Genomic DNA, 18,724 nt, shown 5'->3' on the forward strand with positions numbered 1-18,724 from the left:
CTCAGAGCTTGATCTTGGCTTCGTGCGCCTGCTGGTCAGCATGGTAGGACGAACGCACCAGCGGGCCGGATGCGACGTTCTTGAAGCCCATCTTGTAGCCTTCTTCGGCAAACCAGGCGAAGGTGTCCGGGTGGACAAAACGCTGCACCGGCAGGTGGCTACGCGACGGCTGCAGGTACTGGCCGAGGGTGAGCATGTCGATGTTGTGCTCGCGCATGCGCTGCATCACTTCGATGACTTCCTCGTCGGTCTCGCCCAGCCCCAGCATCAAGCCGGACTTGGTCGGTACGTGCGGGACCATCTGCTTGAACTTCTCGAGCAGGTCCAGCGACCAGTCGTAGTCCGAGCCCGGACGCGCAGCCTTGTACAGGCGCGGCACGGTTTCCAGGTTGTGGTTGAACACATCTGGCGGCTCTTGAGCGGTGATCGCCAAAGCCACGTCCATGCGCCCGCGGTAGTCCGGCACCAGGGTTTCCAGCTGCACACCCGGGGACAGCTTGCGGATTTCCCGCAGGCAGTCGGCAAAGTGCTGGGCACCGCCGTCGCGCAGGTCGTCACGGTCGACCGAGGTGATCACCACGTACTTCAGGCGCAGGTCGGCAATGGCCACGGCCAGGTTATGCGGCTCGTCGGCATCCAGCGCCTTCGGCCGGCCATGGCCGACGTCGCAGAACGGGCAGCGACGGGTACAGATGTCGCCCATGATCATGAAGGTGGCGGTACCACCGGAGAAGCACTCGCCCAGGTTCGGGCAGGACGCCTCTTCACACACGCTGTGCAGCTTGTGCTTGCGCAGCAGTTGCTTGATACGGTCGACTTCCGGCGACACCGGGATACGCACGCGGATCCAGTCAGGCTTCTTCGGCAGTTCGTCAGTCGGGATGATCTTTACCGGGATGCGCGCCACCTTGTCGGCGCCACGCAGTTTTACCCCAGCTTCCACCTTCTTCGGCGCAGCGCGCGGGGTGACATCCTGGGTAGAGATCAGGTTCGGCACGGCTTCTTGCACAATTGTCATATTCAGTCGATTCCGCCCATGAGGGTCGTCTGCTCAGCATAGTCGAGGTGCTTGACCAGCTGTCCGCGCAGCCTTGTCCTGACCTCGTTGAGTTCGATCGGACCTGCCAAGTCACGCAGCTGGGTCATCGCCAGCCCCGCATACCCGCAGGGATTGATTCGGCGGAATGGCGCGAGGTCCATGTCCACGTTCAAGGCAAGGCCGTGGAACGAACGGCCATGACGGATTCGCAGGCCGAGCGAGGCGATTTTCGCCCCATCGACATAAACTCCGGGTGCATCGGGCTTGGCCGCGGCCTGGACGTCGTAGCTGGCAAGCAGCTCGATCAGGCTGCGCTCGATCCGGCTGACCAGTTCGCGCACACCAAAGCCAAGCCGACGCACATCCAGCAACAGATAAGCCACCAGTTGCCCGGGACCATGGTAGGTCACCTGGCCGCCGCGGTCGCTCTGCACCACCGGGATGTCGCCCGGTACCAGCAAGTGCTCGGCCTTGCCGGCTTGGCCCTGGGTAAACACTGCGGGGTGTTCGACCAGCCAGATTTCATCCTGGCTGTCCGGGCCACGTTGCTCGGTAAAGCGACGCATAGCCTCCAGCACCGGTTCATAGGGCTGCAGGCCAAGATCGCGAACACCGAGGCAAGCGGGCATCAGAGCACCATTTTCACAATGCCGGTAGCGCGCAGGGCACTGTTGATATCGTGTAGCTGGTCTTCGCTGGTGGCAACGATGTGCAGTTGCACCGTGGTGTACTTGCCTTCCTTGCTTTGGCGCTCGGCCAAGGTCGTCATGTCGACGTCGGCATGTTTCTTGAGGATCTCGATTACCGTGTCACGGAAATTGACCACGGTATCGCCGATCACCTTGATCGGATAATCGGCGCAGGGGAATTCGATCTTGTGCGACTTGACGTCAGGTTCGCTCATGGCGGAAACGGCCTCGTAAGCCGTGGCAACAACAACGCTCCCGCGTCAGTGAGCGGGAGCGTGGCAGGTCACGTTATCAGTTGAACAACCCGTAGAAGAATAGACGAATGCTATCCCACATACGGCGGAAGAAACCACCTTCCTCGACGCCGTCGAGGGCGATGAGGTCTGCACTGTGGACCACTTTCTCGTCCAGTTTGACTTCCACTTTACCGATCACGTCACCTTTGGCGATGGGCGCGGTCAGCTGCGGGTTCATGGTCATCGAAGCAGCCAGGCGCTTCAATTGGCCTTTAGGCATGGTCATGGTCAGGTCGTTGGCCAGGCCCGCCTTGACTTGGCTGGTGGCGCCTTTCCAGACCGGGGCCTGAGCCAGCTCGGTGCCCTTCTGGTAGAAGGTCTGGGTTTCGAAGAAGCGGAAACCGTAGGTCAGCAGCTTCTGCGTTTCGGCAGCGCGGGACTGCTCGCTGTTGGTGCCGAACACCACGGCGATCAGACGCTGACCGTCGCGCACGGCGGAGGCGACCATGCAGTAGCCGGCTTCGTCGGTGTGGCCGGTCTTCAGGCCATCGACGGTCTTGTCACGCCACAGCAGCAGGTTGCGGTTGGGCTGCTTGATGTTGTTCCAGTAGAACTCTTTTTGCGAGTAGATCGCGTAGTGCGCCGGATCTTCGTCGATGATCGCGCGGGCCAGCAAGGCCATGTCATGAGCCGACGAGTAATGCTCTGGGTTCGGCAGGCCGGTCGGGTTCATGAAGTGGCTGTTGCTCATGCCGAGGTCGGCAGCCGTCTTGTTCATCATGTCGGCGAAGGCGTCTTCGCTACCGGCGATGTGCTCGGAGAGCGCCACCGAAGCATCGTTGCCCGACTGGATGATGATGCCGTGCAGCAGGTCGCTGACAGTGACCTGGCTGCCGACCTTGATGAACATGCGCGAACCACCGGTGCGCCAGGCGTTTTCGCTGACGGTGACCGGGTCGTTCTCGCCGATCTGGCCACGACGGATATCCAGGGTGGCGATGTAGGCGGTCATCAGCTTGGTCAGGCTGGCTGGCGGCAGGCGCTCGTCACCGTTGTTCTCGACCAGCACGTTGCCGCTGGACGCGTCCATGAGTACGTAGGACTTGGCTGCCAACTGCGGCGGCGATGGCATCATCTGCTCCGCTGCGAAGGCAGCGGGAGTGATCATCAGCAGTACGGGCAGGCAAAGTCGTTTGGCAAGGTTGGTGATGTTCATCCGTCTCTCGAAAATCGCTAATGGTCTGATGTTCCGTGGGCCGAGGCCCAACGCCCAGTCAGTCTAATTTTTGGGGCTGCTGCGCAGCCCTTTCGCGACACAAGGCCGCTCCCACAATGTCCGCGTACACCGCGAAATCATTGACCGACTCGGGCCCTGTGGGAGCGGCCTTGCGTCGCGAAAGGGCCGCAACGCGGCCCTCTGTCCAGGCCTATGGCCTGCCGGGCAAAACAGCCATTGTACATGGCAGAGCCCACCAATTCATGACAAAACCGACAGTTCCGTCGATCAATCCGTGACCAGCTTGGCCTGGCCCAAATTGGCCATGCGCACGCTGTCCTGGGTCTGCTGCACTTCGCCCTGGCTGCTCATCGGCCCCAGGCGCACACGGTGCAGGGTCTGCTGGTTACGCACGATGGAGCTGATGAATACCGGCGCGCTGACCATGGTGCTCAACTTCGAACGCAACAGCTCGGCCGCATCCGGATTGGCGAACGCGCCAACCTGCAGGAACATCCCGCCGCTGTTGCTCGGCACACTGTTGCTGGCGATCTGCACCGGTACCACCGCGGCAGCATGCTGCTGCGCCGGCGGCGTCCACTGCTCGACCTTGCCGGTGCTCGCCGGCAGGGTCTGGGTCTGGGCGACTTGCGGCTCCTTGAGCACCAGCGGCGCTGGCTGGCCGCGCTGGGCCCACCACTGCTGCGGGTCGATGCCCTCGACGCGAACGTGGGCCGTGCCGGTTTCGGCGTAGCCGAGCTTCTTCGCGGCAGCGTAGGACAGGTCGATGATGCGGTCCGAGTAGAACGGGCCGCGGTCGTTGACCCGCAGGACCACGCTGCGGCCGTTGGCCAGGTTGGTCACCCGCACGTAGGCTGGCAGCGGCAAGGTCTTGTGCGCCGCGCTCATGCCGTACAAGTCGTAGAGCTCGCCGTTGGCGGTGTTCTGGCCGTGGAACTTGGTGCCGTACCAGGAGGCGGTACCTTCGGCGCGGTAGTTGCGCGAATCCTGGATCGGATAGTAGGTCTTGCCCAGGACTGTGTACGGGTTGGCCTTGTAGTTACCTGTGTGCACGGTTGGCGTAGCATCGGGGATCTTGTTGACATCCACATCCCACCACGGCGCGCCGTCTTTGTGCGCACGGTTGATGTCCAGCCCAGGCTGCGAGCGCACTACGTTGCCGCTTTTCTGGGTCGACGCCGGCCGATTCGACGAGCAACTGGCCAAAACCAGGCTTACCGCGACGCAGGTCAGCAGCTTGAAAGTGTTAGAGCAAACCAATACGCGCATTACTTGACGCCCCGTGCAATTACCAGCTGTTCCGAGAGCTGATGCACAGCCATGGCGTACATCACGCTGCGGTTGTAACGCGTGATTGCGTAGAAGTTCTTCAGGCCCATCCAGTACTCCGGACCATTCTCGCCCTCAAGCTTGAAGGCGGTAACCGGCAGATCATCGCGCAGCGCATCATGACTCGACCAACCCAGCGCTCGCAACTCTGCGACAGTCTTGACCGGCTCGATGCCGGTCGTCAGGCCTTCGTCGGCGCGCTCGCCACGCACCTGGGCGCGGCTGACCACGCCCTGCCCGGCTACCCAGCCATGGCGCTGGAAATAGCTGGCAACGCTGCCGATGGCATCGTCAGGGTTGTTCCAGATATTGATGTGGCCGTCGCCGTCGAAGTCCACGGCATAGTGGCGGAAGCTGCTCGGCATGAACTGCGGCAGGCCCATGGCACCGGCATACGAGCCTTTGAGGGTGAGCGGATCGAGCTGCTCTTCACGCGCCAGGAGGAGGAACTCGCGCAGTTCCTTGCGGAAGAATTCGGCGCGTGGCGGGTAGTCGAAGCCCAGTGTCGACAAGGCGTCGATAACCCGGTAGTTGCCGGTGTTGCGGCCAAAGAAGGTCTCCACGCCGATGATCGAGACGATCACCTGGGCCGGCACGCCGTACTCCTGCTCGGCACGGGCGAGCACTGCCTCGTGCTGGCGCCAGAAGTCGACACCCCGGGCGATGCGCGCATCGGTGATGAACATCGGCCGGTATTCTTTCCACGGCTTGACCCGCTCGGCCGGCCGGGAGATCGCGTCGAGGATCGACTGCTTGCGCTGGACCTCTCGGAACACGCCCATCAGCTGTTCACCGGCAAAGCCGTAGTCGCGGGTCATCTCACCGACGAACTCGGCCACTTGAGGCGAGCCGTCGTAGTCGCCGGCATGGGCTTGCTGGACAGCGCCGAACAGCCCCATCGCACCGATCCACGGCGCACAACGAGCTAGCCAGGTACGCACTGCTTGCATGAAATTGTTCACCTTATTCAAACCTGCGCGATCCATTTGCGGTGTGTATGGATCGACATCAGAACGCCAAACGCTGACAGCAGCGTCACCAACGAAGTTCCGCCATAACTAATGAAGGGCAGCGGTACACCCACCACGGGGAGCAGGCCGCTGACCATACCGATATTGACGAACACGTATACAAAGAAGGTCATCGTCAGGCTGCCCGCGAGCAGCTTGCCGAACAGTGTCTGCGCCTGCGCCGTGATCACCAGGCCGCGGCCGATCAGCAGCAGGTAGACGATCAGCAACAGGCAGATGCCGACCAGGCCGAACTCCTCGCCGAGCACAGCGATGATGAAGTCGGTGTGGCTTTCCGGGAGGAAGTCCAGGTGCGACTGGGTGCCCAGCAACCAGCCCTTGCCGAACACCCCACCCGAGCCGATCGCGGCCTTCGACTGGATGATGTTCCAACCGGTACCGAGCGGGTCACTCTCCGGGTCGAGAAAGGTCAGGACGCGCTGCTTCTGGTAGTCGTGCATGACAAAGAACCACATGGCCACCGCCACCGGTACGGCAGCAGCGAGCACGCTGATGATCCAGCGCCAGCGCAAGCCACCCATGAACAGCACGAACGCCCCGCCGGCGAGAATCAGCAGCGCGGTGCCGAGGTCCGGCTGACGCACAATGAGGATGAACGGCACGCCGATCAACACCAGGCTGATTGCCACATGTTTCAGATCCGGCGGCAAGGTGCGCTTGGACAGGTACCAGGCAAGCGTCGCCGGCATGATGATCTTCATGAACTCCGAGGGCTGGAAGCGGATCACCCCAGGGATGTTGATCCAGCGTGTGGCGCCCATGGCGTTGTGGCCCATGACGTCCACCACGATCAGCAGCAGTACCCCGGCCACATACGCCAGCGGCACCCAACGCGCCATGAAACGCGGCTCGAGCTGGGCGATGATGAACATCGAGACCAGGCCGATACCGAACGAGGTGGCCTGCTTCATCAGCAGGTCCCAGTTCTTGCCGCTGGCCGAATACAGCACGAACAGGCTGCCGGCGGCCAGGGTCAGGAGGATGATCAGCAGCGGGCCATCGATATGGATACGCTGCAAGAAGCTCGCGCGCCGACGCATGACGTCCTCGCTGGAGAGCATGCGGTCGAAATTATTCATCACTGTGCCAGTTCCTGAGCGACGGTGGCGGGGGCGAACTCGGTCTTGAGCCGGCCGCTTTCATCGAGCAGCCAAGCGTCCATCACCTGCCGCATCACGGGGGCGGCGACGCGGCCACCGGCCTCGCCGTTCTCGATCATGACCGATACCACGATCTTGGGATCTTCTGCGGGCGCGAAACCGACGAACAAGGCGTGGTCGCGGTGGCGCTCCTGGACTTTGTTGCGGTCGTACTTCTCGCCCTGCTTGATCGCCACCACCTGGGCGGTACCGCTCTTGCCGGCAATCCGGTACTGGGCACCTGCGGCAGCGGCCCGGGCGGTGCCGCGGGCGTTGTGCATGACCTGCTCCATGCCGTGGGTGACCCGGGTCCAATCGGCCTTGTCGCGCAGGACGATGTCGTCGATGGGGTTTTCATCCACCGGTGGCTGGCCTTCGATGGTCTTGGCCAGGTGCGGGCGGAACCACTTGCCCTTGCTGGCGATCAACGCGGTGGCCTGGGCCATCTGCAACGGCGTGGTCTGCATGTAGCCCTGGCCAATGCCGAGAATCAGCGTCTCACCCGGGAACCACGCCTGGCGGCGAGTGGCACGTTTCCATTCACGGGTCGGCATGAGCCCGGCGGACTCCTCGAACATGTCCAGGGAGACCTTCTGGCCGAGGCCGAACTTGTTCATGTAGGTCGACAGGCGATCGATGCCCATCTTGTGCGCCAGGTCGTAGAAGTAGGTGTCATTGGAGCGCATGATCGCCAGGTCGAGGTCGACCCAGCCATCGCCGCTGCGGTTCCAGTTGCGGTATTTGTGGTCGTAGTTGGGCAACTGGTAGTAGCCCGGGTCGAACACCCGGCTGCCGGCCGTGACCACGCCACTGTCGAGGCCGGCAATGGCCACCGCCGGTTTGATGGTCGAACCCGGTGGATACAGCCCGCGCAGCACCCGGTTGAACAACGGCCGGTCGATCGAGTCGCGCAACTCGGCGTAGGCCTTGAAGCCGATGCCGGTGACGAACAGGTTGGGATCGAAACTCGGCTGGCTGACCATCGCCAGTACCTCGCCGGAGCGCGGATCCAGCGCCACCACTGCGCCACGCCGCCCGCCGAGGGCCATCTCGGCGGCTTCCTGCAGCTTGATATCCATGCTCAGGACGATGTCCTTGCCGGGTATCGGGTCGGTGCGCTTGAGCACCCGCAGCACGCGCCCACGGGCGTTGGTCTCGACTTCCTCGTAACCGACCTGGCCGTGCAAGGCGTCCTCGTAGAAGCGCTCGATGCCGGTCTTGCCAATATGGTGGGTGCCGCTGTAGTTGACCGGATCGAGGATTTTCAGCTCTTTTTCGTTGATCCGACCCACATAACCGACCGAATGGGCGAAGTGCGCACCCTGCGGGTAGTGCCGTACCAACTGCGCAGCCACTTCAACGCCCGGCAGGCGGAACTGGTTCACCGCGACCCGGGCGATCTGCTCTTCGCTGAGCTCAAACAGGATCGGTACCGGCTCGAACGGCCGACGCCCCTGCTTCATGCGCTTTTCGAACAACGCGCGATCATCGGGGGTCAACGCGAGCACTTCAACGATCGTATCCAGTACCTCCTGCCATTTTCCCGCGCGTTCGCGGGTCATGGTCAGGCTGAAGCTGGGCCGGTTATCGGCGATGATCACCCCGTTGCGATCGAAGATCAGCCCGCGGGTCGGCGGGATCGGCTGCACGTGCACCCGATTGTTCTCCGACAGCGTCGAGTGATAGTCGTACTGGATGATCTGCAGGTAGTACAGCCGGGCAATCAGCACGCACACCAACAGCATGATCGCCACAGCGCCGACCACGACGCGGTTGCGCACCAGACGGGCGTCTTTCTCGTGGTCTTTGAGGCGAATCGGCTGCGACATCGGGCGGCTTAGAGGCTCATTTGTGGTAGGGATGCCCGGACAACACGGTCCAGGCGCGGTAGATCTGTTCGCCGATCAGTATCCTTACCAACGGGTGCGGCAAGGTCAGCGGCGACAACGACCAGCGCTGTTCGCTGCGCGCACACACCTCCGGCGCCAGGCCTTCCGGCCCACCCACCATCAAATTCACCGTACGCGAATCCAGGCGCCAGCGATCCAGCTCGACCGCCAACTGCTCGGTGCTCCATGGCTTGCCATGAACCTCGAGCGTGACGATGCGTTCACCGGGCTGCACCTTGGCCAGCATGGCTTCGCCCTCCTGACGGATCAGGCGGGCCACGTCGGCATTCTTGCCACGGGTGTTCAGCGGGATTTCCACCAGCTCGAGCGACAGCTCAGAGGGGAGGCGCTTGGCATATTCATGCCAGCCTTCCTCGACCCACTTGGGCATGCGCGAGCCGACCGCGATCAATCGCAGACGCACGGCGCTTCCTTATTGCTTGTTGCTGAGCTTGTCGAAGAACTCGTTCGGGCCGTTTTCCGAGCTGTGGTGCTTGCCGTCGGCAGCACGGCTCTGCTCGGCACCCAGCCACAGACGCTCGAGGTCGTAGAACTGACGGGCAGCGGCGGTCATCATGTGCACGATGACGTCGTTCAGGTCGAGCAGCACCCAGTCGCTTTCGCCCTTGCCTTCTTCGCCCAGTGGCATGACGCCCTTGGCCTTGACCAGCTCGCGAACCTTTTCCAGCATCGCGTTGATCTGGCGATTGGAGGTACCGGTGGCGATGATCATGTAGTCGGTCAGGCTGTGCTTCTCTTTGACGTCGATGACCTGGATGTCCTGGGCCTTGACCTCTTCCAGTGCCGTCTTGGCCAGTTCGACCAGTTCTTCGGCCGAGATAAGTGATTTTTGCTTGGTCATATAAAACTCGTTCAACTCATTGAATGAGGCGCCCAGTGGCGCCGTCAGTTGGACCCACGATACAGATCGTGCGCCTCGATATAGGCCAGTACAGCGTCCGGCACCAGAAACCGCACCGACTTGCCGCTGGCCAGCAGCTGTCGGATTTGCGTGGCAGACACCGCGAGCGGCGTCTGCCAGACGAACGAAATATGCCCCGCCGGGCCAGACATGGCGGTGGGATCGCTCTCCGAGCGCGCAGCCAACAGGTTGCGCAGCTCGTCAGGGGGTTCGACATCGGCGTCCGGCCGTTGCAGTACCAGGATGTGACAGTGTTGCAGTAATTCTTCCCAGCGGTGCCAGCCGGGCAGGCCGCAGAACGCGTCCCATCCCAGAACCAGAAACAGCTGGTCATCGTCCGCCAGCTCAGCCCGGATCGATTCCAGGGTGTCGATGGTGTACGACGGCGTGTTACGCGCCAGTTCACGGGCATCGACGCTCAGGCAATCGACGCCTTGAACAGCGCTTTGCACCATGGCCAGGCGGTGTTGCGGCGACACCTGTGGGGTGTCGCGGTGTGGCGGCCGGGCGTTAGGCAGCAAGCGTAGCTCGTCCAGGCCCATCAACTCGGCCACTTCCAGCGCACTGCGCAGGTGGCCGATATGCACCGGGTCGAAAGTACCGCCGAGAATGCCGACGCGCCGGACTGCCTGGGCCTTGCTCAACTCAGCAAGACTCCTGACCGCGCAACTGGCCGTCGCCGATGACGACGTATTTCTCGCACGTCAGGCCTTCCAGGCCAACCGGGCCACGGGCGTGCAACTTGTCGGTGGAAATCCCGATCTCCGCGCCCAGGCCATATTCGAAGCCATCGGCGAAGCAGGTCGGGGTGTTGAGCATCACCGATGCCGAGTCGACCTCGGCCATGAAGCGCCGGGCCTGGCCCTGGTGTTCGGTGATGATCGAATCGGTGTGGTGCGAGCCATAGTGATTGATGTGCTCGATGGCCTGGTCCAGGCCGTCGACCACGCGAATCGACAGGATCGCCGCCAGGTACTCGGTGTGCCAGTCAGCTTCGCTGGCCGGCGTGGCCTGGATGATCGCGCGGGTGCGCTCGCAACCGCGCAGCTCAACGCCCTTCTCGGCGAAGCGGCGGGCCATCTCTGGCAGGAAGTCCTGAGCCACGCTCTGATCGACCAGCAGCGTTTCCATCGCGCCACAGATGCCATAGCGGTAGGTCTTGGCGTTGAAGGCCACGCGCCAGCCCTTGTCGAGGTCGGCGTGCTGGTCGATGAACACGTGGCAGATGCCGTCCAGGTGCTTGATCACCGGCACCCGGGCATCGCGACTGATGCGTTCGATCAGGCCACGGCCGCCACGCGGGACGATGACGTCAACGTACTCGGGCATGCTGATCAGCGCGCCGACGGCTTCGCGGTCAGTGGTCTCAACCACTTGCACCACGGCCGCAGGCAGGCCCGCCTCGGCCAGGCCACGCTGGATGCAGGTGGCGATGGCACGGTTGGAGTGGATCGCTTCGGAGCCGCCACGCAAAATCGTCGCGTTGCCCGACTTCAAGCACAGGCTCGCGGCATCGATGGTCACGTTTGGCCGCGACTCGTAGATGATGCCGATCACACCCAACGGTACGCGCATCTTGCCGACCTGAATGCCCGACGGACGGTAGCTCATGTCACGAATGGCACCGACCGGATCAGCCAGACTGGCGACTTGGCGCAGGCCGGTGATCATCCCGTCGATACGCGCCGGGGTCAGCGCCAGGCGGTCGAGCAAGGCCGGCTCCAGGCCATTGGCACGGCCGGCGGCCAGGTCCTGTTCATTGGCTGCGGTAAGCTCGGCGCGGGCAGCGTCCAGCGCGTCGGCGGCGGCCTGCAGGGCGCGATTCTTCTGCGCAGTGCTGGCACGGGCGATCACGCGAGAGGCCTCGCGGGCGGCGCGACCCAGGCGGGTCATGTAGTCAAGAACGGACTCAGTCATGGGCTCGGTGTCTTGGCGAAAGGGGAAATCGGCTGATTATAACTGGCACGCCCCTGTACGCCCAGCGGCGGGTGGCGGATGGTAGAAGATGGCGACGGGAATGGGTAGGAAAGATGTAACTTTGCTTGACGAAATTTGCCGCCAAATCCGCCGCATAACCCGTAGGAGCGGCGGCGGGCATATGAATCAGGTCTACACGGCAGTTCAGGCTCGATTAAGCGAATAATTGCTATGATCGCGCCACTCAATCACGAACAGCCCAGCATGCCAGCCCCCTCACCCTGCCCGGCCCGTGCCCTGCCCGACAGTTTTTTCGACCGTGACGCCCAGACCCTGGCCAAGGCCCTGCTGGGCAAGGTCATCCGTCATCGCCAAGGCGATCTCTGGCTGGCCGCACGAATCATCGAGACCGAGGCCTACTACCTCACCGACAAGGGCAGCCACGCCTCGCTCGGCTATACCGACAAGCGCAAGGCGCTGTTCCTCGATGGCGGGCACATCTATATGTACTACGCCCGCGGCGGCGACTCGCTCAATTTCAGCGCCCACGGCCCCGGCAACGCGGTGTTGATCAAGTCGGCCTACCCTTGGCAGGACGCCGTGTCCGACGCCAACAGCCTGGCGCAAATGCAGTTGAACAACCCCGACGCCAGTGGCAACCTGCGCCCCGCCGAGCGTCTGTGCGCCGGGCAGACCTTGCTCTGTCGCGCCCTCGGCCTGAAGGTGACGCAGTGGGACGCCAAGCGTTTCGACCCAGAGCGACTGTTCGTCGAAGACTGCGCGATCGCGGTGCCCGAGGTAATCCAGTGCGCGCGCCTGGGCATTCCTCACGGCCGCGACGAACACCTGCCGTACCGCTTCGTCGATGCTCAATTCGCCCGCCATTGCACTCGGAACCCGCTACGTCGGGGCCAGGTCGAAGGTCGGGACTTCTCCATTCTCAAACAAGGAAGCTGACTCATGGGCCAATGGCTCGACAGCCTGACCGGCTGGCTCAGCGCCAACCCGCAGTGGCTTGGCCTGGCAATTTTTCTGGTGGCATGCATCGAATGCCTGGCAATCGCCGGCATCATCGTGCCGGGCACGGTGCTGCTGTTTGCGGTGGCCGTGCTGGCCGGCAGTGGCACCTTCAGCCTGGGCGAAACCTTGCTGCTGGGCTTTGCCGGCGGCCTGCTCGGCGATGCGCTGTCGTACACCATCGGCAAATACTTCCACCAGAATATCCGCCGCCTGCCGTTGATCCGCCATCATCCGGAGTGGATCGGCAGCGCCGAGAGCTACTTCCAGCGCTACGGCATTGCCAGCCTGCTGGTCGGGCGCTTCATCGGCCCGCTGCGACCAATGTTGCCGATGGTCGCGGGCATGTTCGACATGCCCCTGCCGCGCTTCATCGCGGTCAGCCTGGTGGCCGGTGCCGGCTGGTCGATTGCGTATCTGCTGCCCGGCTGGGCCACCGGCGCAGCGATGCGCCTGCCCCTGCCCGAAGGCTTCTGGCTGGATGCCGGGGTGATCGCCGGGACCCTGGCCGTGCTGGTCGGCCTGAGCCTGAACAGCAGCATTCGCGACCAACGCCATGGCACGCGACTGATCTCGGCGTTGTGCTTCCTGGCGCTGGCGGGACTGTTCCTCGGCTGGCCGTACCTGCATGAATTCGATCAGGGGGTGATGACACTGGTCCAGGAGCACCGCAGCCAGGCCATCGATGGCGCCGTGGTGCTGGTCACTCGGCTGGGTGATTTCCGCACGCAGTTGTTCCTCGGTGGACTGCTGACAGGCTTGCTGCTGCTCTCGCGGCAATGGCGGCATGCGCTGTTCGCGGGCGGCGCATTGATGGGCACAGCGTGCGCCAACGGCACACTGAAATGGCTGTTTGCCCGGGCTCGCCCCGAGGTGCTCAGTGATCCCTTGACCACCTACAGCATGCCCAGCGGGCACAGCTCGGCGTCGTTTGCGTTCTTCCTGGTGATGGCCGTGCTGGCCGGGCGCGGACAACCGCCGCGCATGCGCTTGACCTGGATATTGCTGGGCTGCCTGCCGGCACTGGCGATTGCCCTGTCACGGGTATACCTCGGCGCGCACTGGCCAACCGATATCCTCGCCGGGGCGTTGCTGGCCTGCTGTGTAACGGCCCTGGCACTAACGCTGGTGCAATTCCGCCAGCCGCTGACCGCCCTGCCGTTACGGGTGTGGTGGCTGGTGTTGCCGGCCTGTATCGCGTTGTTGGCATTTTTTGCCTTGTATGCCCTGCCGCAGGCGTTGCTGCGTTATCAGTACTGAGGCCGGATCAGTGCCGGCCTCTTCGCAATGAGGCCGGCCATCAGGCAAACAGCTCGCCCTGAATCCGCTCCAGCAGCTTCTGAATCGCCGCCAGGCGCTCCTGCGGCGAGTCGATTGCCAGCAACTCGAGCTTGTCCTCTTCCATAAAGGGCAACAGATAGGCCAGTTGGTTGGCCAGCGCCTGACGCCCATCGCACGCCCGTGGCATGTCCAGCGCCGCGACCATCGGGTGCTCACCCAAAGCGAGCAGCAGCGCCAGCAGGTCATCGTCGTGCTCCGTCAGCTCGCTGTCGACACTGTCGGCCAGCCAGCGCACCTCGGCCAGCATCAACTGGTCCTTCTGCACTTCGGTCTGCGCGACCTCGAAGCGGCGCACCCCTTCGACACGGATGCCGAGCAAACCGTTGTCCTGCTGGACAAAATCACGAATCAGCGCCTCGCAGCCAAGCGATGCCACCCCCGGTGGCGCCTTGCCGACCTGCTCGCCGTCAAGGATGCATACCACGCCAAAACCGCCGCCCTGTTTCATGCAGCGGCCGATCATGTCCAGGTAGCGCGCTTCGAAGATCTGCAAATCGAGCATGCAACCTGGAAACAGCACGGTATTGAGCGGAAACAGCGGTAGCGTCATCACAACTCCTCAAGCCACCAGGCTAACCGCCAACGGCAGGAACACTGCCGTGGCCACGCCCATCAAGCTCATCGCCAATGCGGCGAAAGCGCCGCATTCATCACCTTCCTGCAGGGCCACCGAAGTGCCCACCGCGTGCGCAGTCACGCCCAGCGACATGCCACGCGCCTCCGGGCTGTGCACGCCGAAGCGAGTCAACAACGCCGGGCCGAAAATTGCCCCGATTACGCCAGTGATCAGCACGAACACCGCCGCCAGGGCCGCCACGCCGCCAATCTGCTCGGCCACCAGCATCGCAATGGGCGAGGTCACCGACTTCGGCGCCATGGTCATCAGGATCATGTGCTCGGCGCCAAACCACCACCCCAGCAACAGGCAGGCCAGCGTGGCGAACAGGCCTCCGATTACCAGCGTAGTAAATGTCGGCCAGAACAGCTGGCGGATGCGCCGCAGGTTCAGATACAGCGGCACGGCCAGGGCTACCGTGGCCGGGCCCAGCAGTACGTTCATGATCTCGGTGCTTTTGCGGTATTCGCTGTAGTCGATGCCGCACAGCAGCAGGACGCCGATGACCAGCAACATCGAGACCAGTACCGGCTGGAGAAAGATCCAGCGGGTCTTCTCATAGCCGGCCAGAACCACCTGGTAGGCGCCGAGGGTAATGCCGATGCCGAACAGTGGGTGATGGATGACTGCGTCGAGCGCGCCTTGCCAGTCGAGGTTCATGAGTGCTCCTCAGGCTTGCCTTGGCGATGCATGAGCTTTTGCATCAGCACACCGACGAAGACCAGCGTTGCCAGGCACGACAGCACCAGTGCGCCAGCGATGGCCCAGAAGTCTGCAGCGATATCCTTGGCATAGACCATCACGCCAACCGCCGGCGGTACCAGCAGCAACGGCAGATAGCGCAGCAGGCTGGAGGCAGCCTCGTTCAGCGGCTTGCCCACCTCGCCTCGGGCCATGAGAAACACCAGCAGCAGTAACAGGCCGATGATCGGCCCTGGCAGGATCGGCACAAACAGATGGTTGAGCGCCGTACCCAGCAGCTGAAACAACACCAGCCAGGTCAAACCACGCAACAGCATAAGCATCTCCTTCGGGCATGGCGGCCATTATAAGCACGCTACCGATACCCATAAGCCGATATTCGCCGAAAAGATGGCAACTTGACCGTAACCCCGCGACGTGCTGATCTTGCACATTCGTACCACCCGAACAGCAATGACAACCCGGAGAGTCACGATGCCCTATGTACCTGTTGCAGCGCTTTCGCAGTACGTTGGAAAGGAACTTGGACGTTCCGAATGGCTGAAGATCGATCAGCAACGCATCAACCTGTTCGCGGAAGCAACTGGCGATTTTCAGTTCATTCATGTCGATCCTGAAAAAGCCGCCAAAACGCCGTTCGGCAGCACCATTGCCCATGGCTTTCTGACCTTGTCGCTGATCCCCAAGCTGATGGAGGACATCCTGGTGCTGCCCGAGGGGCTGAAGATGGTGGTCAACTATGGCCTGGACAGCGTGCGTTTCATCCAGCCGGTGAAAGTCGACAGCCAGGTGCGGCTGAAGGTCGAGCTGACCGCCGCCACCGAGAAGAAGCCTGGGCAATGGCTGCTCAAGGTGACCGCGACGCTGGAGATCGAGGGCGAAGAGAAACCGGCCTATATCGCCGAACCGTTGTCGCTGTGTTTCGTCTGATATCCGCTTGAGGTGCAGCGGGCCTCTTCGCTGGGCAAGCCCGCACCTACAGGATCGGTGTTGTTCAGGGACTTTGCGAACGACACCCCCCCTGTAGGAGCGGGCTTGTCCCGCGAAGGGGGCAACACCGATCGCAACGCCATTCACCTGTCTCAGCCTGCGCATTCTGCGGCATACTCGGCAGATCTATCGCCCGGGATCCGCCATGCGACCGCTGCTGCCCCTCGCCCTCACTCTCCTGCTCGCCGCCTGCGGCGAAGGCGAACCGCTGTCGCCACCGGACGCACGCCTGCCAGACGGCGGCCGCTACCGGGGCCAGGTGGTCGACGGCCTGCTGCAAGGCGAAGGCCGCATCGACTACCCCAATGGCAGCTGGTACGCCGGCACCTTCAACAATGGCCAATGGCACGGCCTGGGTGAGTGGCACGGCAGCAACGGCGAAGTCTATCGCGGCCAGTTCGCCGGGGGCCTGTTCGACGGGCTGGGCGACCTGAGCACCCCCGGCAGCCATTACGCCGGCACCTTCAAGCATGGCCGACGCGATGGCGAAGGCACACTCAAACAGAACGACCAGGTCTACAGCGGCCAGTTCAAGGACGACCAATACGAAGGCGCCGGCCAACTCGAGCTGATCGACGGCAGTCGCTACCAGGGCCTGTTCGCCAAGGGCAAGCCCAATGGCGCCGGGGTGCGCAGCGATGCCAGTGGCAACCAGTTCAGCGGCCGTTTCATCGATGGCCAGTTGCAGGGCAGCGGCACCTACGACAGCGTCGATGGCGAGCAGTACATCGGCGAGTTCAAGGACAACCGCCTGCAAGGCCGTGGCCGCTACGAGAATGCCGACGGTGACGTGTGGATCGGTGAGTTCAAGGACGGCTCGCTGGATGGCCAGGGTGAGCTGCTCGGCAGCGATGGCAGTCGCTACAAGGGCGGCTTTCGCGAATGGCGCTTCTCGGGTGAAGGCCATCTACACCTGGCCGATGGCAGCCAGTACATCGGTGGGTTCAGCGACGATGCCTACCAGGGCCATGGTCGCCTGATCCAGGCCAACGGCCGTATCGAGGCCGGCTATTGGGTCAAGGGCGTACGCGTGCGTGACGAGCACGGCAAGCTGCTCCCCGACCCGCTGGACCTGGCCTTGCTCAACCAGGGCAAGCTGCTTGAAGACGCGCTGGCCAAGCTCCCGCATTCGCAGCCGCCCATCCAGCTGTACAGCCTGGTCGTGGCCGGCGATGGCCAGCAGAGCGTGTTCTTGCGCGAGGCCGATTACGTCAGCAACATGCTCAAGGTGCGTTTTGGCGCCCGCGGCCAAGTCACTCTGGTCAACCACCGCGACCACCTCAGCGACCGGCCGATGGCCACCCGCGAAACCATCACCCGCGCCGCCAAAGCCCTGGCCGAGCGCAGCGGCCCGGAAGACCTGGTATTCGTCTACCTGACCAGCCACGGCAGCCACGATCATCAACTGGTGCTCGACCAGCCCCGCCTGCAACTGGCAGACCTCTCCGCCGATGAATTGGCCAGTGCTTTGGCGCCATTGAAAGATCGCGACAAGGTGGTGGTGATTTCCGCCTGTTATTCGGGCGGCTACATCGCGCCGCTGAAAGATGAGCGCACCGTGATAATGACCGCCGCGCGGCCTGACCGGGTCTCGTTCGGCTGCTCGGAAGAGGCCGATTTCACCTACTTTGGCGATGCCCTGTTCGCCGAGGCGCTGAACCAGACCGACGACCTGAAACAGGCGTTTGAACTGGCCCGCGCCAGCGTTGCCGAACGAGAAGCAAGGGAAGGTTTCGAAGCCTCGGAACCGCAAATCTGGGCCCCGCCGGCAGTACTGGCACATTGGCAACGACTGCGCCAGCAACAGGCCGAAGAAGCCTTGCGCAATGAAGCCCAGACAGCCACGCAGGGGCAGGAAAAAAAACCGGCCAACCGCTAAGCTGTGTGTAACAAGGGAGAGACATCATGTATTTGACGCCTCAGCATGTCCTGCTTGCCGGAGCCACCGGTCTTACCGGTGAACACCTGCTTGACCGCCTGCTCAACGAACCCACCATCAGCCGGGTACTGGCGCCGACCCGCCGGCCCCTGGCCGAGCATCCGCACCTGGAAAACCCGGTGGGTGACCCGGCCGTGTTCCTCCCGCAACTGGGCGGGCGCGTCGACATCGCGTTCTGCTGCCTGGGCACCACGCTCAAGCGGGCAGGCTCGGAGTCGGCGTTTCGCGAGGTTGATCTGGACATGGTGGTGGCCTTCAGCAAGCGCGCGAGGGAGATGGGCGCGCGGCATCTGCTGGTGGTCAGCGCGATAGGCGCCGATGCCAAGTCGTCGATCTTCTACAACCGGGTCAAGGGCGAGATGGAGCAGGCGCTGCAGGCGCAGGACTGGCCGCAACTGACCATCGTCAGGCCGTCGCTGCTGCTCGGGGAGCGGATCGAACCGCGCTTGGGTGAGCGTTTGGCGGCGCCGTTTGCGCGGTTCATGCCGGGCAAGTACCGGGGGATCGAGGCGTGCACGCTGGCCCGGGCGTTGTGGCGGCTGGCGTTGGAAGAGGAAGACGGGATTCGCGTGGTTGAGTCGGATGAGTTGCGCAGGTTAGGCAGGTAGTAATCTGCCGGCCTCTTCGCGGGGCAAGCCCGCTCCTACAGGATCAGCGCTGATCTTCAGAGCCCCCGCTCCTGCAGGAGCGG

Annotated in this window: 20 protein-coding genes; 5 read left to right on the forward strand and 15 right to left on the reverse strand. The window is 63.1% G+C overall.

Annotation, left to right across the window (positions count from 1 at the left end):
• Position 1: 1 nt before the first annotated feature.
• From lipA to J3B00_RS25855, 12 genes are all read right to left on the reverse strand, one after another.
• Positions 2–1,018 (reverse strand): lipoyl synthase, encoded by a 1,017-nt coding sequence (lipA, locus tag J3B00_RS25800; protein ID WP_245362630.1) that lies wholly within the window; start codon positions 1,016–1,018, stop codon positions 2–4.
• 2 nt (positions 1,019–1,020) lie between these two features.
• Entirely contained in the window at positions 1,021–1,668 is a 648-nt protein-coding gene (lipB, locus tag J3B00_RS25805; protein ID WP_209874169.1) for a lipoyl(octanoyl) transferase LipB, read from the reverse strand.
• Positions 1,668–1,943, reverse strand: coding sequence for a DUF493 domain-containing protein (locus J3B00_RS25810; RefSeq protein WP_209874172.1), 276 nt, complete (start codon positions 1,941–1,943; stop codon positions 1,668–1,670). Before J3B00_RS25810 ends, lipB begins: the two co-directional genes overlap by 1 nt.
• A gap of 76 nt (positions 1,944–2,019) precedes the next feature.
• On the reverse strand, positions 2,020–3,180 hold the full coding sequence (locus tag J3B00_RS25815) for a D-alanyl-D-alanine carboxypeptidase family protein (protein ID WP_209874175.1): 1,161 nt from the start codon (positions 3,178–3,180) through the stop codon (positions 2,020–2,022).
• Positions 3,181–3,468: 288 nt separating this feature from the next.
• A complete protein-coding gene (locus J3B00_RS25820) occupies positions 3,469–4,470 on the reverse strand; it encodes a septal ring lytic transglycosylase RlpA family protein (RefSeq protein ID WP_209874178.1) in 1,002 nt (333 codons plus the stop codon).
• Positions 4,470–5,480: a lytic murein transglycosylase B gene (gene mltB / locus J3B00_RS25825; protein WP_209874182.1), complete on the reverse strand. Its 1,011-nt coding sequence runs from the start codon at positions 5,478–5,480 to the stop codon at positions 4,470–4,472. The genes J3B00_RS25820 and mltB overlap by 1 nt, the downstream gene beginning before the upstream one ends.
• A 17-nt stretch (positions 5,481–5,497) precedes the next feature.
• Complete coding sequence (gene rodA, locus J3B00_RS25830) at positions 5,498–6,601, reverse strand: rod shape-determining protein RodA (protein WP_209875172.1); 1,104 nt, start codon at positions 6,599–6,601, stop codon at positions 5,498–5,500.
• A 38-nt stretch (positions 6,602–6,639) separates the two neighbouring features.
• Positions 6,640–8,529: a penicillin-binding protein 2 gene (gene mrdA, locus J3B00_RS25835; RefSeq protein WP_209874185.1), complete on the reverse strand. Its 1,890-nt coding sequence runs from the start codon at positions 8,527–8,529 to the stop codon at positions 6,640–6,642.
• A gap of 16 nt (positions 8,530–8,545) precedes the next feature.
• A complete protein-coding gene (gene rlmH / locus J3B00_RS25840) occupies positions 8,546–9,013 on the reverse strand; it encodes a 23S rRNA (pseudouridine(1915)-N(3))-methyltransferase RlmH (RefSeq protein WP_009397919.1) in 468 nt (155 codons plus the stop codon).
• A 9-nt stretch (positions 9,014–9,022) separates the two neighbouring features.
• Positions 9,023–9,451, reverse strand: coding sequence for a ribosome silencing factor (gene rsfS, locus J3B00_RS25845; protein ID WP_209874188.1), 429 nt, complete (start codon positions 9,449–9,451; stop codon positions 9,023–9,025).
• 44 nt (positions 9,452–9,495) lie between these two features.
• Positions 9,496–10,155: a nicotinate-nucleotide adenylyltransferase gene (gene nadD / locus J3B00_RS25850; RefSeq protein WP_209874191.1), complete on the reverse strand. Its 660-nt coding sequence runs from the start codon at positions 10,153–10,155 to the stop codon at positions 9,496–9,498.
• A gap of 1 nt (position 10,156) precedes the next feature.
• Complete coding sequence (locus J3B00_RS25855; RefSeq protein WP_209874195.1) at positions 10,157–11,428, reverse strand: glutamate-5-semialdehyde dehydrogenase; 1,272 nt, start codon at positions 11,426–11,428, stop codon at positions 10,157–10,159.
• A 264-nt stretch (positions 11,429–11,692) separates the two neighbouring features.
• Here J3B00_RS25855 and J3B00_RS25860 point away from each other — a divergent pair, with 264 nt between their 5' ends.
• Together J3B00_RS25860 and J3B00_RS25865 are read left to right on the forward strand one after the other, a co-directional pair.
• The gene (locus tag J3B00_RS25860) at positions 11,693–12,385 is read left to right on the forward strand and encodes a DNA-3-methyladenine glycosylase (protein WP_209874198.1); all 693 of its coding nucleotides are present in this window, start codon (positions 11,693–11,695) and stop codon (positions 12,383–12,385) included.
• A 3-nt stretch (positions 12,386–12,388) separates the two neighbouring features.
• Entirely contained in the window at positions 12,389–13,705 is a 1,317-nt protein-coding gene (locus tag J3B00_RS25865) for a bifunctional DedA family/phosphatase PAP2 family protein (protein WP_209874201.1), read from the forward strand.
• Positions 13,706–13,745: 40 nt separating this feature from the next.
• Here J3B00_RS25865 and J3B00_RS25870 read toward each other — a convergent pair whose 3' ends face one another.
• The 3 genes from J3B00_RS25870 to J3B00_RS25880 are packed head-to-tail and all read right to left on the reverse strand — an operon-like array spanning position 13,746 to position 15,421.
• A complete protein-coding gene (locus J3B00_RS25870; RefSeq protein ID WP_209874204.1) occupies positions 13,746–14,336 on the reverse strand; it encodes an LON peptidase substrate-binding domain-containing protein in 591 nt (196 codons plus the stop codon).
• Positions 14,337–14,345: 9 nt separating this feature from the next.
• The gene (locus tag J3B00_RS25875; protein ID WP_209874207.1) at positions 14,346–15,062 is read right to left on the reverse strand and encodes an LrgB family protein; all 717 of its coding nucleotides are present in this window, start codon (positions 15,060–15,062) and stop codon (positions 14,346–14,348) included.
• Complete coding sequence (locus J3B00_RS25880; RefSeq protein ID WP_209874209.1) at positions 15,059–15,421, reverse strand: CidA/LrgA family protein; 363 nt, start codon at positions 15,419–15,421, stop codon at positions 15,059–15,061. Before J3B00_RS25880 ends, J3B00_RS25875 begins: the two co-directional genes overlap by 4 nt.
• A 157-nt stretch (positions 15,422–15,578) precedes the next feature.
• Between J3B00_RS25880 and J3B00_RS25885 the strand changes: the two genes are divergently transcribed.
• The 3 genes from J3B00_RS25885 (at position 15,579) to J3B00_RS25895 (ending at position 18,641) form a co-directional block, all read left to right on the forward strand.
• Positions 15,579–16,034: a MaoC family dehydratase gene (locus J3B00_RS25885; protein WP_209874212.1), complete on the forward strand. Its 456-nt coding sequence runs from the start codon at positions 15,579–15,581 to the stop codon at positions 16,032–16,034.
• 205 nt (positions 16,035–16,239) lie between these two features.
• Positions 16,240–17,973 carry a C13 family peptidase gene (locus J3B00_RS25890; RefSeq protein WP_209874215.1) on the forward strand — a complete coding sequence of 578 codons (1,734 nt, stop codon included), beginning with the start codon at positions 16,240–16,242 and terminating at the stop codon, positions 17,971–17,973.
• Between the two features lie 26 nt (positions 17,974–17,999).
• Complete coding sequence (locus J3B00_RS25895) at positions 18,000–18,641, forward strand: oxidoreductase (RefSeq protein WP_209874218.1); 642 nt, start codon at positions 18,000–18,002, stop codon at positions 18,639–18,641.
• Positions 18,642–18,724: the final 83 nt, after the last annotated feature.

This window comes from Pseudomonas sp. BP8, assembly GCF_017875955.1.
Taxonomy (GTDB): domain Bacteria; phylum Pseudomonadota; class Gammaproteobacteria; order Pseudomonadales; family Pseudomonadaceae; genus Aquipseudomonas.